The following is a 20,688-nucleotide window of genomic DNA, read 5'->3' as shown; positions in this document are numbered from 1 at the left end:
CCAAGGGTGGCGCAAAGGGCGGTACCTTCCGTTCCGGCTCGGCCGGTTTCGGCTAGGCCCGGCACAAGGCGACATCTTGGGCCTAGCCGGATATCGAACTACACGTACGTGGTCGCTGGCGTTGGCTTTTCCAGGCAGAGTACCTAGGGTACGGGGTATGTTGCTTGAGATCCCCCGCCCACCCGCCCGCATCGCGCCGGGCATCGTTCACCTACCAGGGATGCTTGATCTCGAACAGCAGCGCCGCCTTGTGGAACAGTCCCGCGAGATCGCCCGCCAGGTGGCCGGCACCCCGGTAAGCATGCACCGCCGCCAGGTCGGTACCGGCCAGATGGAGGCCTATATCCTCTCGCTAGGCTACTTCTGGGCCACCAACCCCTACCGCCTCGTGCGCGAGGTGGACGGGTACAAGGTCCCACCCGTGCCCCAGAATTTTCAGGTGCTTGCCGACGATGCCCTTGCCCAGGCGTATCAGTTGGATCAGCTGGTGGGAAACACTGTGCGTGCCGAGACTGCGTTGGTGAACTACTACCCACCGGGAACTGGCATGGGAATGCACGTGGATGCAGAAGAAGAGGCGAACAACGCGGTGATCAGTGTTTCAATAGGTGATGAGACGGTGTTCCGCATCGAGTCTGCCACCGGTACCCATGAAGTACTTTTGACCAGCGGGGATGTGATTGTATTTGGGGGTCCGGCGCGGCGGGCGAAACACGGGGTGTTGGGCGTGCGGGACGGCACGGGGCCAGCAGGTACCGGGTTAAAGGAAGGCCGCATCAACATCACGATCCGCCAGGTGGTGCCTTGACATCAGCGCGGTGTTTCAACCCCACCCTGCGCTGAGTGTGAAACGGGTGAAACTGACTACCCTGGGACCTATGAACAACCCAGAAAGCCAGAAGATCGCAGTGGTCACCGGCGGCTCCGAAGGCATCGGAGAGGCCAGCGCCCGAGCCCTCGCACAAGACGGGTGGACCGTGTACGTGGCCGCCCGCAACGTGGACAACATCACCCGTGTGGCAGAAGAGATCGGCGGGATTCCCGTCGAGCTTGATGTGACTAGCCAGGAATCGGTCGACGCCCTCGTCGATAAGCTCGAACGCGTGGACTTGCTGGTCAACAATGCGGGCGGGGCGCGCGGGCTGGACCCGGTGCGCGCCGCCGTGGAAGATGACTGGCGTTTTATGTACGAGGTCAACGTGCTGGGGCTGGTGCGCGTGACCAAGGCACTGTACCCCAAGCTGATTGAAGCGGAAGGGCTGATCATCAACATCGGATCGATCGCCGGCTTCAGCCCCTATGCGGGAGGTGCTGGTTATAACGCGGCGAAACATGGCGTTCGGGCGCTAACGCGTGCGATGCGTATCGAGGAAGCCGACAACCCCATCCGCATCAGCGAAATCGACCCGGGGCGGGTGTGGACAGACTTCTCCCGCAAACGCTTCAAAGGCGACGAAGCGCGAGCTGATGCCGTCTATAAGGGCAAACTCAACCTCACCGCCGAGGATGTGGCCGAAGCCGTGCGCTGGGTGGCTAGCCTGCCGAAGCACGTCAACATCGACACGATGAATATCATGCCGCGCGACCAGGCGTAGCGTCGGGCTGGCGCCCGACCGGGAAAGGGCGCGCTACGGGAGAGGTTTCGACGCCCGACCGGGAAAGGGCGCGCTACACTTTCCGCATGACTTTCGCCTCGTATCTCGCGATGATCGGTGTGTGGCTGGCCGCTATCGCCAGCCCCGGCCCCGACCTGTTCCAGATCATCCGCATCGGCACCAAGTCACGTGCCAACGCCGTGGCCTGCGCACTGGGCATCATGGTGGGCAACACTTTTTGGATTCTGGCATCACTGTTGGGCCTGTCGGCGCTCATTCAAACGTTCCCCGACATCCTCGGTGCCTTGCAGCTGATTGGTGGTGCGTACTTGTTGTGGATGGGGGCTTCGTCGATACGCGGCGGATTGCAGTCGCGCAACGCCACGAATACGCGTGTGTTGCGTGGGCCGGGGATGTCGTCGTCACGCGCGCTCCGCTTGGGCTTAACGACGAACCTCTCAAACCCCAAGGCGGTGCTATTCTTCGGGGCGGTGTTCGCGCAGTTCGTGCGCCCGGGGATGGGGTGGGAGTGGATGGTAATCATCGCTGTCACTCTCATCGTGACTGGTGTGGCGTGGTTTGTGGGGTTTGCGTTGCTGATCCATGTAATCGCGCGCCCGCTAGAGCGCTACGGCTGGTTGGTTGATGTAGTAGCCGGCGTGCTGTTCGTGGCGCTGGGAATTTGGATGGTGGTGGACGGTATGGCTGAGCTGATCATGTGAGGTGTTGGCCTGAGCTTCACACCGGATTCGGATAAGGTGGGGCACTATGGACATTGCGATTAGCGGAGAATCCATCAAACTGGGCCAATTCCTCAAGCTAGCCAACCTGGTGGAAACCGGCGGGCACGCCAAGGAGGTCATCGCCTCTGGTGAGGTGCAGGTCAATGGTGAGGTGGTGACTCAGCGCGGAAAGACGCTGCGCGATGGCGACCAAGTCTTAGTGGGGGGAGTCACAGCTACCGTCAGCACTGACACCGACGCTACCAACGCCGGCGACTACTTCGACGAACGCACCGCAAACGATGATTTTGACCCCGAAAAGTGGAGGGATCTCTAAGCCAATGCCAGCTTTTGAAGCACGACCAGGCATGCCCTACTGGGTCGACATGTCCACCAAAGATCTGCGGAAGTCCACCTACTTCTACTCCAAGGTGCTCGGGTGGAAGGTAGGAGTCCACACGGACAGCACCAGCGCAGCGGATGCAGAAAACCATGCAGAAAACCATGCGGAATCCGACTATATCGTCGCACGCCTTGAGGGTCTGCCGGTAGCCGGTTTCATTCAGCAGCCGCAAGAGGCTTCCAGCACCGACACATGGGTCACCCAATTCTTGTCAGCGGATATCACTGCGGACTGCGACCGCGTCGAAGAGCTCGGAGGACGGGTGCTTTCGCCAGCCACCGAGGTATCACTAGGGCAGATGGCACTGTGCGCCGACAACGCGGATGGTCTGTTTGGCTTGATTCAGCCAGCCGGCGAGGACTCCTTCGTGGCAGCGGGCGAGCCGGGCACCCCCGTGTGGCACGAGTACACCGCCACCGGCCACTTTGATCAGGTCGCGGACTTTTACCGGGGCTTATTCAACTGGGAAACCGCCACCCAAGACGGCTACTCGCTGGTATTGGAGGATGGCGCCGCCTTTGCCGGCTTGTGGGACGCTACTGACCAGTTCCCCAACGAGGTTCCTGGGTTCTGGCAATCCTACCTGGGTGTACGTGACATTGACGAGGCCTCCCGGCTGGTCACTGAGTTCGGTGGTGAGGTGATTCGTGGCCCGGAGCAGTCGTCGTTTGGCCCGCTGCTGCTTGTCAGCGATGCCACTGGCGCAACAGTCACATTCTGCGAGACACCGGAGCCTGTGCCTGAAGAAGATTTGAGTGAGGCAGACTCGATCCTTAATCTGTGATCCACGCTCAAACCAGTAAGAACACGCTATAATCAGCGCATACTACCTTCAGCTGGAAAATTACTCCGTAACTTCGTAAAGGCGGTAACCACCATGAAGAAGTTGTGGGGCATCCTTATCGCCCTTGCTATCGCGTTCGGCCTGGCACCTGCTGCCCAGGCCGTCACGTTGAATCCCGAAGGGATGAACCCGCGCTCCTCGCTGGCTGTGGTCTATTCCGACGGCACAGTCGCTGCCTCCCCAAACGGGTATGAGGCCCGGCCTGCACTCAGCCTGAGCAAGCTGTACCTAGGATACTGGGTGCTTTATAACGGCGCACCACACCACAAGGCACAGGTCGAACAGATGTTGCGTGTGTCTGATGACAATATTGCTAACAACATGGACCGCACCTACCCGCAGGCGATCGACGAGATCGCTCGCCAGTTCGGACTCGGCTCCACCTACCGCAATGGGTACTGGGGTAGCTCGCGGACCTCTGCTGTGGACGTCTCCCGTTTCATTGAGGCCATTAAGCCTGATCCCGTCGCAGCACCAGTGTTTCGGGGCATGGCTGGTGCCACACCGATAGCCGCCGACGGCTTCGCCCAAAACTATGGCACGTCCCGTCTGCCCGGGGTGCAGGGCACCAAGTTCGGCTGGTCGAACGACCGCGTCTCAGCGACCGCAACCGCAAGCTACGGCCACGGTTTTTCCGCAGCCGTGATGACGTACGGTGACGCGGCCACCAACACCAACGATGCTCTACGGGGCTTCGGCGTTGGCCCCGCTGTCGGCCCGATTGCTCACCCCGCACCTGGTTCTGCGCCCGGGCAGCAGCCCCTGACCAGCTCGGTAGGGCCAATCCAGGCCCCAGCCCAGCGGGTAGTTGATGCGCTGCCACCAGAGACCCCGGTGGAGATTACCAACGCGATTCCGCGCGATTGGCTGGTTCCCACTGGTGCACCTGAGCTGGTTCCCGTAGAGGTGCCAGCCATCCCGTCCATCCCGGCTCTGCCGTAGTAGTACCTTCAGGCGGGGCGTTGACGATTCTGTAGTGGGCTAACACCATTCCTGCCCTAAAAACCGCGCAAAAACGCGGCCACATCCTGGATTTTGTCACGGTTAACAGCAGGAGTCGCGATCTTGTGTGTTGAGTAATACTCTGCCACCTTCACGTGTGGCGCGTCCCCCACATCTGGTGGGGCAGCTACTTCATCTTCGAGAGCTACCTGTACAAACGTGCTAGGCCACCGCTCAACTGCTGGGACAGAGAAGCCGTCGCGCAGGTCGTCGTTAAGCGCTGCTTCCAAATCCAGGTCGGGGAAAGTAAGCACGAGCGCGTCAACCTGCGAAGCCACCAAAGTGGCTAACGCACCGCCGGCGCTGTACCCCCACGCGGCGACCGGGCCTGCAGACTGGTTGCGTGCGTAATCAATGGCGCGCACCACCGCGGCGCGAATCTCCTTCACGGTGTGCGCCGGGGCCAACGGGTAGTCAACGTCGAGGATGGTGGTGCCGGATAGCTGTGCGGCCGCAGCAACCTCGGGGCGCCACGCGTACTCGAGCGCGTCACCAGCACCGCGCCACCACCCGCCGGGATGCAACGAAATCGCCCAACGCCCAGTCGGCTCCGACGGGGTGAATTGGGCCGCGCTTATCGACGCCACCTCGGTGACCTCCACCCCTTCGCTAAACGCCACTCCTGGCATGGTGTGGTCGACGGCGGAGCCCAGCATTAGCATGGCGGCGTGCGTGATGCGGTCGGGCAACAGGGCGCTGTAGCGGTCCGCCGGGTCCGGGTCACCCGAGCCGCCCTTCCACGGTGGGGTGAACTCGGGCTCCGGGTAGGTGGCATGCAGGTAGGAGACTAACTGTTCCAACTGCTTGTTCTCGGGGAGGGTGCGGCGTACTCCGCCGACATTGAAATGGTCGGTTCCCTGCTCGTTCAGCGGGTAGTTGTCGTTGGGGTCGCCTGGTTCCAGTCGTGGGGGAGGTGTCATATCCCATAGCGTAGGCGACGGGGCCGAACGACACCCGCTTGCGAGGCGTTTTTACCAGATGGAGACGCGGTCTTCTGGGGCGACCCACATCGGCGAGGATTCGTCGATGGTGGGGAAGGCCTCGTAGAAGGCGTCAATGTTGGCGGCGATGACGTTGCAGCGGAATTCTGCCGGTGCGTGTGGGTCGATTGCCAGGTATTGCTCGGCCATTTCTGGGCGGATCGCGGTGCGCCAGATGCGTGCCCATGCGAGGAAGAGGCGTTGCATGCCACTGTATTCCTCCTCGTAGAGCGTGGGATCTGCACCGTCGACCTCGAATGGCTGCTCCGGGCCATTGTCCATGTTCTTGTCTTCGAGGTACATCTGGTAGGCCACGACGGCGATACCAAGGCCACCCAAGTCGCCGATGTTTTCACCGAGGGTGAACTCGCCGTTGACTCCGTCGATGCCTTCTTTGCCCACCAAAACGGAGGGGATGAGGCCGTCGAACTGGTCGACCAGCTTCGAAGTTAACTGGTCGAAGGCTTCGCGGTCCTGTTCGCTCCACCAGGAGTTGAGATTTCCTAGGCCGTCGTAACGCGATCCTTGGTCGTCGAAACCGTGGCCAATTTCATGGCCGATAACAGCGCCGATGGCACCGAAGTTTTCGGCGATGTCACCGTCGGGGTCATAAAACGGCGGTTGCAGGATGGCAGCGGGGAAGGTGATGTCGTTGACCACGGGGTTGTAGAACGCGTTGACGGTTTGCGGGGTGGTCACCCATTCTTCGCGGTCAGCCGGCTTACACAGTTTGTTCAGCTGGTGGTCATGCTCGAATTCGGCGCCGCGGCGCACGTTGTCTACCAGGTGGGTGCCTGCTGGGGTGAACTCGAGGCCTTCGTAGCTGCGCCAAATATCGGGGTAGCCCACCTTAGAGTTGAACTGGGCGAGTTTTTCTGCGGCGCGTGTCCTTGTTTTTTCCGTCATCCAGTCCAGTTGGGAGATGCGGATGCGGTAGGCGCGAATCAAGTAAGAAACCAGCTCGATCATGTTTTCTTTTGCTTCGCGGGGGAAGTGGCGCTTGACGTATTCCTTACCGATGTCTTCCCCAACCAGGGATTCAGCCAACCCCACGCCCCGCTTCCACCGGTCGCGCTGCTGGGTCGCACCCGACAAAGTGGTGCCGTAGAACTCGAAGTTCTTCGCCCCGATCTCTTCACTTAACACGCCTGCACGGGAACGCAGGATGCACCACGTGGCCCACAGCTGCCAGTCGGCGAGGTTCTCAGGGCGCAGCAAGTGTGCGAGGTGGTCTGTGAACGAAGGCATCATGTTGATCACACGCCCTTCGGTCAACCCGGATCCAGCGAGAAGTGTTTGGATGATCGCCGGCAGTTCAGAAATATCCACCGGGTTGTAGGTGGCTACCGCGTCGCGGGTTTTCACCACGTCCCAATGGCCAGCTGCCAGCTCCTTCTCCATGTTGACGATCCGGGTGGTGGCAGCCTCCACCGGAAGGCCAAACAGGACCTCAGGGTTTAAGAACTTGAGCATCTCCGCGACGTGTTTTTCGTAGGCGGCAAGTGTTTCCGCGTGGGGTTCGGCGCGGTAGTAGGCCTCGTCGGGAAGCCCCAGCCCCGACTGCATCAAGTAGGCCACCGCGTTTTCGCCCTGGGAGTCCTTCTCAATGAAGTAGGTGAGTGGGGCGCCCACACCAACGCGCTCTAACTTGCCTAAGTTGGTGGCAAATTCGTCGATGTCAGCCACAGACAGTAAGGCAAAGTCCTCGTCTAGTGGTGTGATGCCGGCTTGGTTGATCGTGTCAGTGTCCATGAAAGAGGAGAACAGGTCGGTGGCCAAGCCGCTGCCACCAGTTACGATGTCGTGGACGTTGGCTTCTGCATCGTCGCGTAATTTGTGGAAGGTGCCGTCAACGCCACGGTCGTCGGGAATAACATGGGTGTCTAGCCATGGTCCGTTAACAAATTGATAGAGGTCGTTCATGTCTCCACTCTAACTATTAGGCTGGGTCCATGCCTTCGTATCGTTTCGGTCCGCGTCGTACCTACAGACTTTTTTCTTCGTCACTCGCCGCGGTAGCTGCGTTTCTTGCTCTTCCGGCGCTGGTGGTGTGGGCTGTGCCAGACCCGGCGCCAGAGTTGGAGAAAGTCGAGCTTTCTGTGGGGCAGGGGTGGGCGGAGCCGATCGATCAGCTGGTGTGCACAGTGGATTATCACGCAACGTCGCAGCAGGGGTGGACCTGTGGCGATGTCACGGTGACCGCCTCCAGTTCGGAGTGGACGGACGATCCAGAGCGCACGTTACGACGCCAAGTCCGCGCCCATTCCGACTGGTTGGATGGAAAATCGGGCGAGGTGATTAGGGTGGGCGATAACCTCGTGTTTCTCTACGCGAATAAATACACTGGGCCGACCATCGCCATGACTGTGCGCGGTAACGGCGACTACGACAACACGGTACTGTATGTGCAGGTCACGGGTGCAGACACTCTGGAGGTCACTGAGGTGGCATCACGCATCTGGGAGAATCTGACAGGATCACCCTTAGCAGACGATGTTTTGGCTCACCTTCCAGAAATTGATGACAGGCCCAAACCACAACTTCCTGGACCGGAGCACCCAACCCGCCCGCTGCCGGGTGTTCAGAATCTCTAGCAGGAGGTGAGGCAACTGATGTCGACTTTGTTCCGTAATACTTTGATCATCCTGGTGGCAATTTCTATACCGGTAGTGCTTCTTTTGACAGTCTCAATGCTGCTCGTCGACCCCTTGTCAGGGTTGCTCACTAACCTTTTGGGGATGCTGCTGGTAACGGTGGTGCTGCTCATTCTGCGCAGCACCCCCATTTGGGTGCGGTCGCCGGCGGTGCGGGGGCGGGCGTCGACAAGCGCCTGGTGGGTTCTGTGCTCCTTGATGTGGGGCGCGGGTGTGTCACTTTTGATGGTGATTCCCTCAGCCGGGGCGGCGGTAGGCTTCGCGCTGTCGCTGCGCTGGCCAGAAGCGATGGCATCGTTTGGTGGGGCGTGGCCGGAGGAGCCAGCGAAGGCTTTAGGCGTGTTGTTCATTCTCATGTCATTTCGCCAGTTCACACGCCCGTGGCACGGCTTCTTGGTGGGCATGGTGGTTGGCTTGGGCTTTGAGGCGACGGAGAACGCCCTTTACGGCTCTGCGGGTGGGACGCTGCATGCCTCCTCTGACGTGCTGGGTATGCTGGAGACGTGGGCTCTGCGCCTGGTCGCAGGCCCGCTGCTGCACGTTGGTTTTACCGGCATGGTCGGGTGGGGGATTGGGCTGGCGCTGTACGTGGTGGGCAGGTCGCTGGCGTGGCGCATTCAGGTGGTCGCCGTGTATTTTCTCGCGTCGCTGACGTTGCATTTTGCGTGGAATTATGCCCACGAATCCGAGACAGCATACGTGGTCAAGTTTGCTCTGGTAGGCCTCATCTTATACGGGTTGTGGATTTACGTCTGGGTGCGTGCGGTGCGCGCCGCGCGTGCCGACGATACCTACGTGCATACTTTTGGGGCGTTGACATCGGTGAAGCAGCTTCCGCAGGGCTCACACTTTCCGCAGGGCCCGCACCGCAGGTAAGAGAAGCTACAGTTCGGGCCAGGGTTTGTGCTTCGCCCCAGCCACGTTATCCCCATGATGTGGCTTTGGCGCGCGAAAATTGCAGACAGCGTCGAAGTCGTCTGTGTCATGCGGAATAACTGCTAGCGCAGGGGATCAAACGCCTCCAACATGGGGTCTGCTTCACCAGTGGCGATCTGGCGGGCTAAGAGCTTGCCGGAGATCGGCCCCAACACAACGCCCCACATGCCGTGGCCTCCACAGGTATAAACGTTCGGCGCTTGGGTGGCACCGACCAGCGGCAACCCGTCTGGGGTGACAGGGCGTGAACCTACCCACTGATCTTGAATATCATCCCAGTTGACCCCTTGAAACAGCGGTTTAGTCACTTCGATCATGGAGCGCACCCGGCCCGGTTGGAAGGGTTCGTCAGGCCCCCGGAACTCCATGGTGCCCGCGATCTGGAACCGCCCCTCACGTGTCGGTGCTGGGGTGCAGGCCACCCGGGTGTGTGGCAGGTAGACAGAATGCGTCGACGGCTGCTCGGTTGCCACCGTGAACGAGTAGCCACGTCCCGCCTGCACTACAGTGCGCACACCCAGCTGGCGGGCAAGCTGCGGCATCCACGCCCCAGTTGCAATCACCACGGCATCAGCGTTGAGCCACTCGCCGGTGCTTAACTTGAGTGCCGGTTGACGGGTGGACTGCACATCAACAACCTCAACACCAGTGGTTATAGTGCCGCCACGCTGAATGATGCTGTCCGCTAAGGCTTCGCAGAACACCATCGGCTCGATATAGCGCTGACCCTCCATGGCGTAGATTTCTTTGACCCGTGGTGCCAGCATGGGGGCGTATTCAAGTGCTTCGTCGTAAGTAATCTTACGGAAAGGGATTTCCTGCCCGTGGCGGACAGCCCCCTCAACCTCTGTGAGGAACCCTGCTGCCTGGCCGGCCTCTTCAAACCCCACAATGAAAGGGCCTTCGTGGGTGACAGCGTCCACGCCGCCGTCGATAAGCTCATCAAAAGCAGCAAGGGCACCCAGGTCCGCCGGGGTGAGTGCGGCCATAGTCCGGTCCCATGCTCGGTCATTGGCGTGCGCCATAAACTGGGCGACGAAAGCCCACAGCTGCGGGTCGACGCGGAAAGGAACACTGAGTGCAGCGTTTTTGTCCAACAGTGCCGTAGGGCCGTAGCCCCACAGTGAAGAATTTGCCAAAGGGATTGTTTTGCCGGGTGCAAGCCAGCCAGCATTACCCCAGGATGCCCCAGCGGCCACGCCAATTTTGTCGAGTACTTCTACTTCGTAGCCGTATTCTTGCAGGTGCCATGCTGTTGCCAGCCCGGTCATCCCGGCACCGATTATCAAGGCTTTCATGTCGCGATTCTCCTCACAGTGTTAAGTCAGTTAAAGAGGTTATTTTCTCCGTCGTATCTGCGCACTAGCTTTGTGTTTACTATGTCTTATCGGCGGTAATTGCGCTAGGGGTTGACAGTGAGATCTCGGCTAGCTCCACTCGATTGGGGGATGTTGTGCTCATCATCCTTGACCTCGAATCGGCTGACACCATCCACGATCGGCCTGTATAAAGTTCCTGCATAAAGTTCCTGAATAAAACCACAGTGACTGTCCCACGGGGGAAGTACGGAATGATTCCGGGCTGGGTTTGCGCTGGTCTCCCACCCGTAGGTGGGGTCTGATCGTGCGCCCATGTGATGCTCTTGAGCTAGGGGTGGAGAATGGCTCCAGCACCGTAACTGTCGACGATGCCCATTCGGCAGCAAGCCTCATCAATACTGCGGTCGAAGCGGTGTCGGGGGATGGTGGTTGATCTGGCTGTCCACGATTGAAACCGTCACGTTTTCGCGTTTCGACGAAAAATTGTGAGATTAAGGGGTGGCCTAATCTAACAATGAATCCACCATTAGGTATTCCAGTGTTAGATTAGAAGGGTATCTAATCTAACAATCCGCAGGTGGGTGTAATGGCAGAGACCAGAGGGACGCGTGCAAAGAAGTAGACCGCTCCGAGTGGTGGCAACACCGTGACCGTGCACGCGCTTTCGATCCGATGGCGGCAGCGGCGCAAGCGTCGATAAGCGATGTGCGCCCAGAAGCCTTAGCCATTGTTCGTCGCTGGCGCGGAACTGAACCGTTGCAATACACCGACGAGGAACTGCTTCGCGCAATTGGTGCGCTGCGCAGCGATGGTAAATTGTCGGAGGCGGCAGCGCTGCTATTTACCTCACTGGGTCGTTGTGGGATTGAGCTTACCCATTTTTCTGTTCCCGCAGGTCAAGTAATCAATCGGGTCTCGCCTCGGGCTGAGCAATCGCTCGTCGAACAAATTGACGTGATCGAGCAGGCCCTAGCCGTGATGAACACTAAGGTGACAGTGGAAAAGGGCTTAAGCCATATCCAGCTGCCACGAGTGCCTGAAAGCGCTGTGCGTGAAGCGCTGCTTAACGGTGTGATCCACCGTGATTGGAATCGGTCAACGCCCACGGATGTGCGCTGGACTGAGGCGGACTCCATGCTGGAGGTCCGCAGCCCCGGAGGTTTTGTTGGCCACGTCACTTCGTCCAATATTTTAAGCCAGCGGGAGGCGCGTTACCCTGCGTTGGCAGATCTGTTTCGGGCGATCGGCCTCGTCGATAAGCAAGGTGTGGGCGTGGACCGGATGTATCTCGCGATAATTGCTGTCGGGCACAACCCACCCCATATTGAAGAAATTGATGGCGTGTACGTCCAGGCCACGCTCATCGGCGGCACCCCGAGCACGCCTGTCCTTGCCGTGATGGACGCGTTGTGGCAGACCATTCGGGCCTGGTTGGGTGAACATGACGCGATTACGACAGGCGATGTGATGGAGCTAACTGGGGTGGCGCGCGGCACAGCGAAACGAGTTTTAGACACGCTTGTCGACGAAGACCAACTGACACCGAAAGGCCAAGGGAGAGCGTCGAGGTTTGAGCTGCCCGCTCGCTAACTTGTTCATGTACATATGCTGGCCATCACTGGCGATAAACCAAGTCAGGTACGCGATATCAACACTGCTAAACAATGAGCAACCCAGCTCTGTAGGAAGAACCATGGAACTCAACGTCAGCACCTGGGATGTCAGCGAATACCTTGAAACCGAAGGAGACATTGTCGCCTCCCCGAACGCGGCTCTCGAAGACGGGGATCCAGCTCTAGTGGAAGCTGCCCTTGGCGATGTAGCTAAATCGCGTGGTATGACTGCGCTCGCTCGAGAAGTTGGCGTGGACGATAATCCGCAGTGATCTCGTCAAGTGGTTCCGTTTCGTCTTCCGTTTCTGTACACGAATGTTCAAACCCAATTTGTGAGAACTACCACTCGTAACCATAGTCTTTGGGTAAGGCTGCATCGGGACTATTGTGGAGCTACACTTCGCGCTCGTCAACTACGTTGTCGGGTACATCCGATGGTAAGTTTTGGTCCTGATGGTTGATCATCCTCACTGTCAGGGCGCTCAAATAGTTTGTTGATCCCACCCTTGAGGGATCCCGAGGCTGTTAGCTCGTACAAGAGGGTTCGGCAGAAAAGAATCGGTTAAAAGGTGAATTACTTTCTCTGGCCACGTTGTGCCGGGGGAGATTTTTCGCAGAAGATGCGACATGAAGACCATAGAGCCAAAGATCCGTTCATTTTGTGGGCCTGGAATCAGGTGGAGATTTCCATTGTGCTTCAGGATTTCGGCGGACGCTGGAGCGAAAGATTTGTTCCACAAGCGCCCGTGGTGGGCGCAGATATTTCTCACAACTGTCAACTGTTCCAACCAGCTCGCTAGCGGATGACCTTTGCTCAACCTATCCCTTTGATTATTTGAGAGGGTATTGAAGTTGATGTGGAGGTCGAGGTTTTCTGCAATTTTTCGCTGGTCATTATTTCCAAGCCCAGCAAAAAGCCTAGACATGTCTGAGAAGTCCATGACCTCCGCTAAAACCCATAACGGGTACCGTCCCCCATACTCAGCTGCGTAATGCTTGACCGCCTCATTCTTCTTTCCACGGTTGAGCCGCCCATAGATGGTGGAGAGCCATCCGACATGATCAAATCTCGTTCGGAAGCCACCAGAAGAAAGATAAAAGTCTGGTTCATTTGGCTGTTTGGCGCACAGAGTTTCAGTAATCTGGGTCCGCATCGCTATTTCGATGCGCTCCATTCCATCATGGATGAGGGTCCGGAGTTTCCGGTCTGCTTCGTAGAGCCGAGTAACATCTGAGAAATTGGTGTCTGGAACAAACTCATCAGCGCGGGTCGATCCGTCTGCAGCTATTTTGCGTGCTGGATACCAGTAAGCCGATAAACGGTAGTAGCTCACGTTTGAGAACCACTGTTCTGCTTCGACGTTTCTGACGGTCATGCCGCGTCGCCGTAAACGATACACATGTTGACCGATCGATTTAGCGGGTTTTAGAGGGCGGTTGGACATGTTCATACACACAATTCTAAAAAGATCCAGCCCACTCTTTAATCCTCAAAGATCAAAGGCGGGCTGAACGATTAAGTAACAGTCTAACACCTAAAGAAACTAAAGTCAGGTATTGACTAAAATGGGGTGTCATCGTAGGTTCCGCGACTGCAACTGTGGTAGCCCTCATCGTGTAAGCGCTTTCTCTGCTCTTTATCGGCCGGGTCTTTGCCTGATCGTGTGCTGGTTGCGTGCGCTGGCTGATCAGGTAACGCTTTTCCTGTTCGCTGACTTGGTGGTCGCCGTCACCAGACCGGGTGAATGCTGGGCCGTGCTTGCCGACGCGAAACGGGCCTCGATATTCCACGTGTCGCTACCGCTATTAAGCAGTGTTCTGACCAGCTCCGGAATGTTGATTGCATGCATAGAATCAAAGTGCATTGCACATGCAATCAAAATGCATTCAACGGGCAATGCATTTATAGCAAGGAGCGCCCGGTTTTCAACGGCCGCTCAATGGAAGCTGAGGCCCACGCAATTATTGAGACCACCGTCGCAGCAGAACCCTCACGCCGAGGAGATATCCAAAGCCCCTGGCTTGCAGATATGCTCGAACGAACTAAAGAGACCGGAGGCATTGATACGAGTATTGATGTGGTGGTAGCCGCCTTTGGCGGCCTCGGCCTCACCGTCATCAACCCGTTTGAAGCGGGCTGAGACAATGCTTTAAAGTCAGTCGCTACTCCGGGCGCTACTCCAAGCGCTACTCCAGGTCGCGGATCTTCATGTCCGAGGGGTGCCAGAGCCCGTGGCGAATAATCTCCTCATGGTCAATAGTGGCAAGTTTTGGCTCCTCGCCAATGGAGTTGGTACGCAGCTCATACTTCGCCACAGACCCCCAGTCACGCTGCCAATCATTGCGCAGGTAGCCAGGAACCTCGTAGGAGTAGTTCACGGCCTCAGCAGTGCCCAGCGAACCGCCACCGAGGAAGTCCATGAAACCCGACAACTCAGCCTTCCCTGGCGCATCCGGGGAGATGCGGAACTCAGGGATTTCGGTAACCCCTGCGTAGTGGTTGAAAGTGCGCTGGCAGGGGAACTGCAAAGCTGTCGACCAATCGATCAGCCCCGGTGTGTCAGAGTCAATGATCTCATTCATCGACTTCAGTTCCGGAACACGTGGCGGGGTCACGGCGATCCAGTCCTCGGAGGCTAGCGAGGTGTCGCTAGCCACGATACGCACAACCTCGGCTTCTTCAGGCACGTCCTTCAACGGATAGCGCAGGTTGCGCCAGGATGGGGTGGGGCCAGAATCCAGCATTTCGATTTCGCCGAGAACCTCATAGGTTCCGTCGTCGTTACGCGACCCATATTCCACCACAAGCTCCTCGCCTTCCTCCGAGATGCCGTTGATGTCTTTGTGTTCGATCTTGCCCGCGACTGAAATGACCAGCAAAGGAGCGGTGTCCGAAGCCGCAGGAAGTTCATACCACGAGGACTCCAACTCAGCAGTGCCACGTGGTTCCTCTTCCCAGGAGCCAACAACCGGGATCCGGGTGTAGTCGAGGTTGAACGGCAGGTTGACGGTGGAGCCGTTGATACCGGTTTCTTCTTCGCCACGATTGCCTTGTGTCTTACCTGTAGAAGTGGACTGCTCAGATATCGCCTCCTGGGTGGTGCTTTCTGTATTGTTGGTGGTCTCAGGAACCGCCGAATCAGAGCCCCTATCAGAGGTAGTACCGGTCGTGGTGCGGGACCCAGTATTGGCGTTGCCGGACGTCGTTTGCGAAGAATCACCGATGGCACCCACCGAAGCGGAATTCATATTCTTCGGTTCAATGAATTCTGGCACTCCCCTGGGGTGAAACCCGCGGATCTTGCCAGATTCAAGGGAGCGGCCCAGAGGCACTCCGTCGACAGGGGTGAGGAATGCATCGTTGGTGTTAGTCTCCAGCATCGCATCGACGGCTAGCGCGCACTTTTCTCCTGCGAAAGTCCGGACATTACCCATCCCCACAGAGTAGGCAGGGGCTTGGTCGATGAAAGACTTAGTAAACGACAACATGGAGAATACAACGATGCCAATCGAGGCGACCGCGATCGGTGCTGACATGATGCCACTGAACTTGCCGCCAGCGGTGCGCTGGGCCGCGTCGAATTGTTCAACAGTTCCAGCCTCCAAGGCTTTACCACGCTGATAAGAGTGCTTGAAAGACTGCCACAAGCCAATGCCCAGCACGATCAGCGCGATGATCAGCATGACATTGGCCGCCTCAATGCCCTTGAACTGTACCGGGCGGTCCCACCACGGAATGTTGAAGGAGGACACGTACCACCACGCATTCCAGCCAGCAAGGGTGATGGCCAACAGGAATAACACGGCGGCTATCGATAGGGTGCGGGCGCGCACCGACTTAATCGCGATGTGTGAGAGCACCACCGCCCCCAACGCCGCAACAGCGCCGGCGATGGAGGCATAAATACCGAAGTGGTGGGTCCACTTTGTCGGGGTGAACATGAGGAAGAACATGGACAGCGCGACGATCAGCAGCATGCGCAACGTGGGGCCCTTGGCAGCGCCCGGCACCGCGCCGAAACGCGAGAAGGACCACACCACCAAAATGAGGCAGAACAGCATGGTGAACATAGCGAAGCGACGGGTCAAAGAACCATCCACCGATTGCTGGAACAAGGTGGAGTAACGCACCCATTCCGAGTACCACTCCAGCGCCGGACCAACTTCACTGCGCACCCGGGTAGATTCCAGCACAGTGGCCAGGGTTTGGTCTGCAAACACTGGGACGAGCACCGTGGTGCCTGCGGCCAAAAACGGCGCGATATATGTGATCCATGGGGCGTACATCAGCCGCGCACGCATGATGCGGAACAGGTGCGGCAGTGAGATCAAGAAAACGCCCACGGCCATCAGGCCAGTCGGTCCAACCGTTAGCGTCCACGCTGCCGCCATGGTTCCCAAGGCCGCAGGGAACAGCCGGCCGGTGGCAATTGAGCGTTCGAACAGCGCCCACGTCACAATCACACCAAGGGCCACCATCGGCTCCGGGCGGACACCATTGTTATAGGGCAGCCAGAACGCCAGGAACATAAACGCCGCTGTCCAGTACGCCATCCGGCGCTTAGCGACGATATCGCCGAGCCGTGGGAGGATCTCCCGAGAAAGCAGCAACCAGATCAGAATACCTGCGATCAAGGTGGGCAGGCGCATCCACACAGAGGCGGTGGACACGGTGGCCAGCAACGACAGCAGATCATAAAACGGGGAGCCAAAAGGGGACTCCGGCACGCCGTACCAGCGGTAGTAGTTGGCCATATAGCCGGAATCATTGGCCACGCGCGCCATGGTCAAAATGAAGCCATCATCGGAGGTGTTCGCGCCGAAAATATGCCAGAAACCCAGCACAAACACAACGATGCCATCAAGCGGCTTGACGGTGCGCCACGTGGAGTTAAACAGCGGGAACCGGCGGCCATCAGCCTGATCCATGCGCCACAGGCACACCAGGGCCACGATGGTCAACAGGATTCCCCCCGCCATCGCCAGGAACTTTAGCGTGGTTGGAGTGGAGGTAAACCGCGAGTTGATCTCCACGTCTGCACTAAGACCAGCGTCGATCAAGGCTTGAGCATCGCCGTCGATTTCGGTGTAAATACCAGTGACCTGTGGGCGCAGATCCTCATCAGTGTTCTCCTTGTGGCTGGTGCCTGGCACAGACACAGTCACCCCCTCTTCGGAGGCGGAAATTTCCACAACGGCGTCGTTGTTAAGCGCGCCGAATTCCTCCGGGCTGAGCTCGAAGACGACCTTGTTCAGGGAGCTGACCGACGCGCCACCACCCTCGGTGGCGGTGACGAACAGCCCGCGGTCATACGCTTCCTCGGAACCATCCGGCAGCGTGCCAACAACTGTCGATTGGCCGTCGCGCACTGCATCGAAGGCGGCCACGGGCACTGTGATCTCGAGGTTTTCCGGCGCCATGGAGATCAACGGCGCGTTGACGGATTCGAGCGTGCCGTCCTGGGGCCAGCTTAACGACGACTGCGTTTGGTTAACCGGAAGAAACGGAGTGAGCACGAAAAGGAGAAAGGCCAGCAGGCCAGTCACGATCGCGGTTTTTTTCAGACCGCTCGAGGCTGACTGGTATGTTGAACCGGCTGCAGTGGCGGTGCTTCCGGTATCTCCTATTTCTACTGTCTGTACGTCATTCAATTCTCTTAATCCTGACTTGGGCTAAGGCGGTTACTGCGTGCGGACGGCCACGACGAAGGGGCCGACCTGGCTGGTGTCCCACTCTGGGCTATCGAAGACCGCCGGGTTAAAGAACAATCCCTCATAGCGTACATTCGGCTGGTTGGGGAAGATATCTTCGGCGATGTGTGTCTTCCACGGCTCCAGTGAGCCCCCGCTCGACTTACTGTTCTCCGTTGATCCGCGGAAGACAAATGCTTCTGGGGCCTGCCATGGTGTGTTCTCCAGCTCCTTAATGAATGCGGCTGGGTCATCGGCATGCTTATAGGACGCGTCTGCCCAATGGCGTAGTGCCTCATTGCGTGCATCAAACTCGCCGAGGGGGTTAGCATAGTGGCTGGTAAAAGCGTTAAATCCGTGGTACGGGTAGTAGGCCATGAAGTTGACTTCGTCGGTGTAGATGACGGTTTCGCCCGGCACATGCCCCGCAGCCTGAATTTTCTCGTCGACGTCGCTGTAGTAACGCCCGGCGTCAGGGGCGTAGCGGTCGGCACGTTCACCGTTGCCGTCGGTGTCTTGGTAAGCCTGGTCGATGAAGGATTCATTTTCCGCGGGGATCTGCTGGACGTAGTGCAGCCCGCCGAGCGCCACGACGACAACAAAAGCGGTGGTGATGCGTCGATTCGTTTCAAGGCTGAAGCGTGCTGGGTAGAGGTACTCGATACCCACCAGGCGGATATCGGCTAGCGCAAGCACACCAGCAGTAGCCAGCGTGAGCACAATGAGCGTTTCGACGCGGAACCCCAGCAGCGTGGTACCAGCAAGCGTTGCCACCTTAGAGGCGAGAACCCACAGGTAGAACACCATGAGCCCTAATGCAAGCATGCGCACGTCAGGCTCGACAAACCGCACAATCAGGTACACCAGACCGAACAAACATAGCAGGCCTACCACGCTGAAGGAGAGGAATGGAACCGGGAAGCTGGTGCCTTCTTCAGGCAAAAAGTGAGGGGCGGTGGCCCCATTCGTGGGTGCACCCGAGAGCACTTCCACGAGGTATGGGGCCCATGCGAGCAGGGCGATGGCGATGGCACCGACGCCAATCACCAACGTCTGGCGCAGTGGGATCCACGAACGCAAGAAAAGCACCGCCACCAATGCACTGAGAATGACCACCGAGAGTGCCACCACACCTGTGTAGAGGGTGTAGAAGCACGCGGAGACACCGAGGTACAGCATGAGCGCGAGCGTGGCCGGCCATGACCCCATTAGTGCCCGGCGCAGGAGGATCACCATGGCTGGTACAAAGATGGCGACGACGGCGGCGTAGGGCTCGTCCGGAGCCATGACGAGGACAATCGCGGTGGTCACTAAAGCAACGGCTGTGGCCACAGGCAACGAGCCGAGGATTTTTCGCCAGACGGGGCCAACAGCGGCCACCGCTGCAGCCATCGACACCAGCGCCCACGGTTGGTACACCTCCCAACCCGCCAGGTTCAAGATGGTGGCCAACCGGCCACCCAACCAGAACCACCCAATGGGGTAGTAGGTGGGCATGTCGATGTAGTTCATGTCCTGGTTGGCGGCCGTTTCCGTCATCCTGGTTAAAAACTGGGTGCGGAATCCTTGGTCCACCTGGATGCCGTCGAGGTACAGCTTCGTAGCCGACAGTGGGATACCCAGGCTAGTGAGGACTAATCCTGCAGGGGCGAGGTAGCAGATGGTCTCGCCGAGCAGTTCCTTCCACTTCGGTCGCGCTTGCACAGCAACCCCAGCGGTAGCCCCGGCGGTAGTTCCGCCGGTAGTTCCAGCGCCGGTGGCTTTAGCGGCGGCCTCCGCCCTGTTGATATCACGCAACCACCCCAACACCACGAGCACGACTACCAGTAGCACAATCATGGTGGCCGCCGAGCTGATCGCCCGGGTGACATTCGAGGTAGAAAACGCGGGCAAGGAGGTTGCGCGTAACACAAGCCAGCCAGCCAATACCAACACCCCACCGAGGGCTCCGTACACCAGCACGGACACGATAGTCCGAGCGCTGGAGACGGCATCCGGGGCGTACCCGGTGGTTGCCATCGGTGAGGTAGTCCCGCGTGAGGGGGGTACCGCATAGGAGGCGGATCCGCCCTCAGGGGGGTGAGCTTGGTCTTGATTGTGCTCGGTGGGAGAAACGGTCATATCTGACAGTCTCCCATATATGACCAAATTAGAGGTTCAGCCTGCGCATGATGGGGGCAGGAATGTGTTGCAGAACAAATGAAACGGGCCCGAACGCCTTGTGAACGAACAGGTGGGATTCTTTCTTCAGCACTGCCTCGACCGTCTCTTTTGCCACGTCGTCGACGTTAACGGTCAGTGGCGCTTCCTTTTCGATGTCCGCTGTCATCTTGGTGCGCACCTGGCCGGGGCGCACGACGAGGACGTTCACACCAAAGTCGCGCAAAGCTTCGCCCAGCTGGGTGTAGAAGCCATCCACACCAGCCTTGGACGCGCCGTAGACGAAGTTAGAGCGACGCACGCGCATACCGGCCACCGAGCTCATCGCGACGATGGTGCCGTGGCCCTGGGCCTTAAACTTCTGGCCCAACAGCACACCGACAGACACAGGCGCGGTGTAGTTCAGCTGCGCCGAGTCGACGGCGGCCTGCTGATCCTGCCACAGCTGCTCCTGGTCACCCAGGGAACCGAAGGCGACGATGGCGACGTCTATGTCACCATGAGAAAACGCCTCATCAATCACGGCGGGGTGAGTATCAAACGCGGTGGCATCAAAATCGATCACGTTGACCGCCCCAGCGCCGGCTGCCTCAATCTGGGCACGCGCGTCGTCGATACGCGGGGATTCCTTACGGGCAGCCAGGGTGACCGTGGGGTTACCGCCGCGGGAGACGAACTCCTCGACGATGCCCAAGCCGATTTCGGAGGTACCGCCCAGAAGGAGGATGTGTTGTGCTTGGCCTACTGCATTCAGCATGTTTTTCCTTAT

Annotated in this window: 18 protein-coding genes; 11 read left to right on the top strand and 7 right to left on the bottom strand. The window is 58.6% G+C overall.

Going from position 1 to position 20,688, the window contains the following annotated elements:
- Positions 1 to 157 precede the first annotated feature (157 nt).
- The 6 genes from CKV99_RS11845 to CKV99_RS11820 all read left to right on the top strand — a co-directional run bounded on the left by CKV99_RS11845 (position 158) and on the right by CKV99_RS11820 (position 4,506).
- On the top strand, positions 158 to 808 hold the full coding sequence (locus tag CKV99_RS11845) for an alpha-ketoglutarate-dependent dioxygenase AlkB (RefSeq protein ID WP_092258855.1): 651 nt from the start codon (positions 158 to 160) through the stop codon (positions 806 to 808).
- A 70-nt stretch (positions 809 to 878) separates the two neighbouring features.
- Positions 879 to 1,595, top strand: coding sequence for an SDR family oxidoreductase (locus CKV99_RS11840; RefSeq protein WP_092258858.1), 717 nt, complete (start codon positions 879 to 881; stop codon positions 1,593 to 1,595).
- A gap of 86 nt (positions 1,596 to 1,681) precedes the next feature.
- Positions 1,682 to 2,317, top strand: a complete 636-nt coding sequence (locus tag CKV99_RS11835; protein ID WP_092258860.1) for a LysE family translocator — start codon at positions 1,682 to 1,684, stop codon at positions 2,315 to 2,317.
- Between the two features lie 46 nt (positions 2,318 to 2,363).
- The gene (locus tag CKV99_RS11830; protein WP_092258863.1) at positions 2,364 to 2,654 is read left to right on the top strand and encodes an RNA-binding S4 domain-containing protein; all 291 of its coding nucleotides are present in this window, start codon (positions 2,364 to 2,366) and stop codon (positions 2,652 to 2,654) included.
- Between the two features lie 4 nt (positions 2,655 to 2,658).
- Positions 2,659 to 3,504, top strand: a complete 846-nt coding sequence (locus CKV99_RS11825; protein ID WP_092258866.1) for a VOC family protein — start codon at positions 2,659 to 2,661, stop codon at positions 3,502 to 3,504.
- A gap of 93 nt (positions 3,505 to 3,597) precedes the next feature.
- On the top strand, positions 3,598 to 4,506 hold the full coding sequence (locus tag CKV99_RS11820) for a hypothetical protein (RefSeq protein WP_092258869.1): 909 nt from the start codon (positions 3,598 to 3,600) through the stop codon (positions 4,504 to 4,506).
- A gap of 56 nt (positions 4,507 to 4,562) precedes the next feature.
- Here the strand turns inward: CKV99_RS11820 and CKV99_RS11815 are convergent, their stop codons facing one another.
- Positions 4,563 to 5,486 (bottom strand): alpha/beta hydrolase, encoded by a 924-nt coding sequence (locus tag CKV99_RS11815; protein WP_092258872.1) that lies wholly within the window; start codon positions 5,484 to 5,486, stop codon positions 4,563 to 4,565.
- A 51-nt stretch (positions 5,487 to 5,537) separates the two neighbouring features.
- Positions 5,538 to 7,469, bottom strand: coding sequence for a M13 family metallopeptidase (locus CKV99_RS11810; protein WP_092258875.1), 1,932 nt, complete (start codon positions 7,467 to 7,469; stop codon positions 5,538 to 5,540).
- 29 nt (positions 7,470 to 7,498) lie between these two features.
- On the opposite strand from CKV99_RS11810, the gene CKV99_RS11805 reads away from it, so the two are divergent.
- Complete coding sequence (locus tag CKV99_RS11805; protein WP_092258878.1) at positions 7,499 to 8,140, top strand: hypothetical protein; 642 nt, start codon at positions 7,499 to 7,501, stop codon at positions 8,138 to 8,140.
- 18 nt (positions 8,141 to 8,158) lie between these two features.
- A complete protein-coding gene (locus tag CKV99_RS11800) occupies positions 8,159 to 9,076 on the top strand; it encodes a PrsW family intramembrane metalloprotease (RefSeq protein ID WP_092258881.1) in 918 nt (305 codons plus the stop codon).
- Positions 9,077 to 9,198: 122 nt separating this feature from the next.
- On the opposite strand, the gene CKV99_RS11795 is transcribed toward CKV99_RS11800, so the two are convergent.
- Positions 9,199 to 10,434 carry an NAD(P)/FAD-dependent oxidoreductase gene (locus CKV99_RS11795; protein ID WP_092258884.1) on the bottom strand — a complete coding sequence of 412 codons (1,236 nt, stop codon included), beginning with the start codon at positions 10,432 to 10,434 and terminating at the stop codon, positions 9,199 to 9,201.
- Positions 10,435 to 11,127: 693 nt separating this feature from the next.
- Here CKV99_RS11795 and CKV99_RS11790 point away from each other — a divergent pair.
- Both CKV99_RS11790 and CKV99_RS11785 read left to right on the top strand, forming a co-directional pair.
- Positions 11,128 to 12,045 (top strand): ATP-binding protein, encoded by a 918-nt coding sequence (locus tag CKV99_RS11790; RefSeq protein WP_092258887.1) that lies wholly within the window; start codon positions 11,128 to 11,130, stop codon positions 12,043 to 12,045.
- Between the two features lie 103 nt (positions 12,046 to 12,148).
- Positions 12,149 to 12,340, top strand: coding sequence for an addiction module antidote protein (locus tag CKV99_RS11785; protein ID WP_092258890.1), 192 nt, complete (start codon positions 12,149 to 12,151; stop codon positions 12,338 to 12,340).
- A 210-nt stretch (positions 12,341 to 12,550) separates the two neighbouring features.
- On the opposite strand, the gene CKV99_RS11780 is transcribed toward CKV99_RS11785, so the two are convergent.
- Positions 12,551 to 13,519, bottom strand: coding sequence for an Abi family protein (locus tag CKV99_RS11780; RefSeq protein WP_353959359.1), 969 nt, complete (start codon positions 13,517 to 13,519; stop codon positions 12,551 to 12,553).
- A gap of 489 nt (positions 13,520 to 14,008) precedes the next feature.
- Here CKV99_RS11780 and CKV99_RS11770 point away from each other — a divergent pair, with 489 nt between their 5' ends.
- Positions 14,009 to 14,209 (top strand): hypothetical protein, encoded by a 201-nt coding sequence (locus CKV99_RS11770; protein WP_092258895.1) that lies wholly within the window; start codon positions 14,009 to 14,011, stop codon positions 14,207 to 14,209.
- Between the two features lie 46 nt (positions 14,210 to 14,255).
- On the opposite strand, the gene CKV99_RS11765 is transcribed toward CKV99_RS11770, so the two are convergent.
- From CKV99_RS11765 to CKV99_RS11755, 3 genes are read right to left on the bottom strand one after another with little or no spacing between them, the layout of a single operon-like run.
- Positions 14,256 to 17,720: an arabinosyltransferase domain-containing protein gene (locus CKV99_RS11765; RefSeq protein WP_408607540.1), complete on the bottom strand. Its 3,465-nt coding sequence runs from the start codon at positions 17,718 to 17,720 to the stop codon at positions 14,256 to 14,258.
- Positions 17,721 to 17,750: 30 nt separating this feature from the next.
- The gene (locus CKV99_RS11760; protein WP_231910033.1) at positions 17,751 to 19,880 is read right to left on the bottom strand and encodes a galactan 5-O-arabinofuranosyltransferase; all 2,130 of its coding nucleotides are present in this window, start codon (positions 19,878 to 19,880) and stop codon (positions 17,751 to 17,753) included.
- 28 nt (positions 19,881 to 19,908) lie between these two features.
- Complete coding sequence (locus tag CKV99_RS11755) at positions 19,909 to 20,676, bottom strand: decaprenylphospho-beta-D-erythro-pentofuranosid-2-ulose 2-reductase (protein ID WP_092258898.1); 768 nt, start codon at positions 20,674 to 20,676, stop codon at positions 19,909 to 19,911.
- Positions 20,677 to 20,688: the final 12 nt, after the last annotated feature.

This window comes from Corynebacterium cystitidis, from assembly GCF_900187295.1.
In the GTDB taxonomy this organism is placed as follows: domain Bacteria; phylum Actinomycetota; class Actinomycetes; order Mycobacteriales; family Mycobacteriaceae; genus Corynebacterium; species Corynebacterium cystitidis.
The sequence above is the reverse complement of the archived record's forward strand: the minus strand, read 5'-3'. Positions and strand labels throughout refer to the sequence as shown.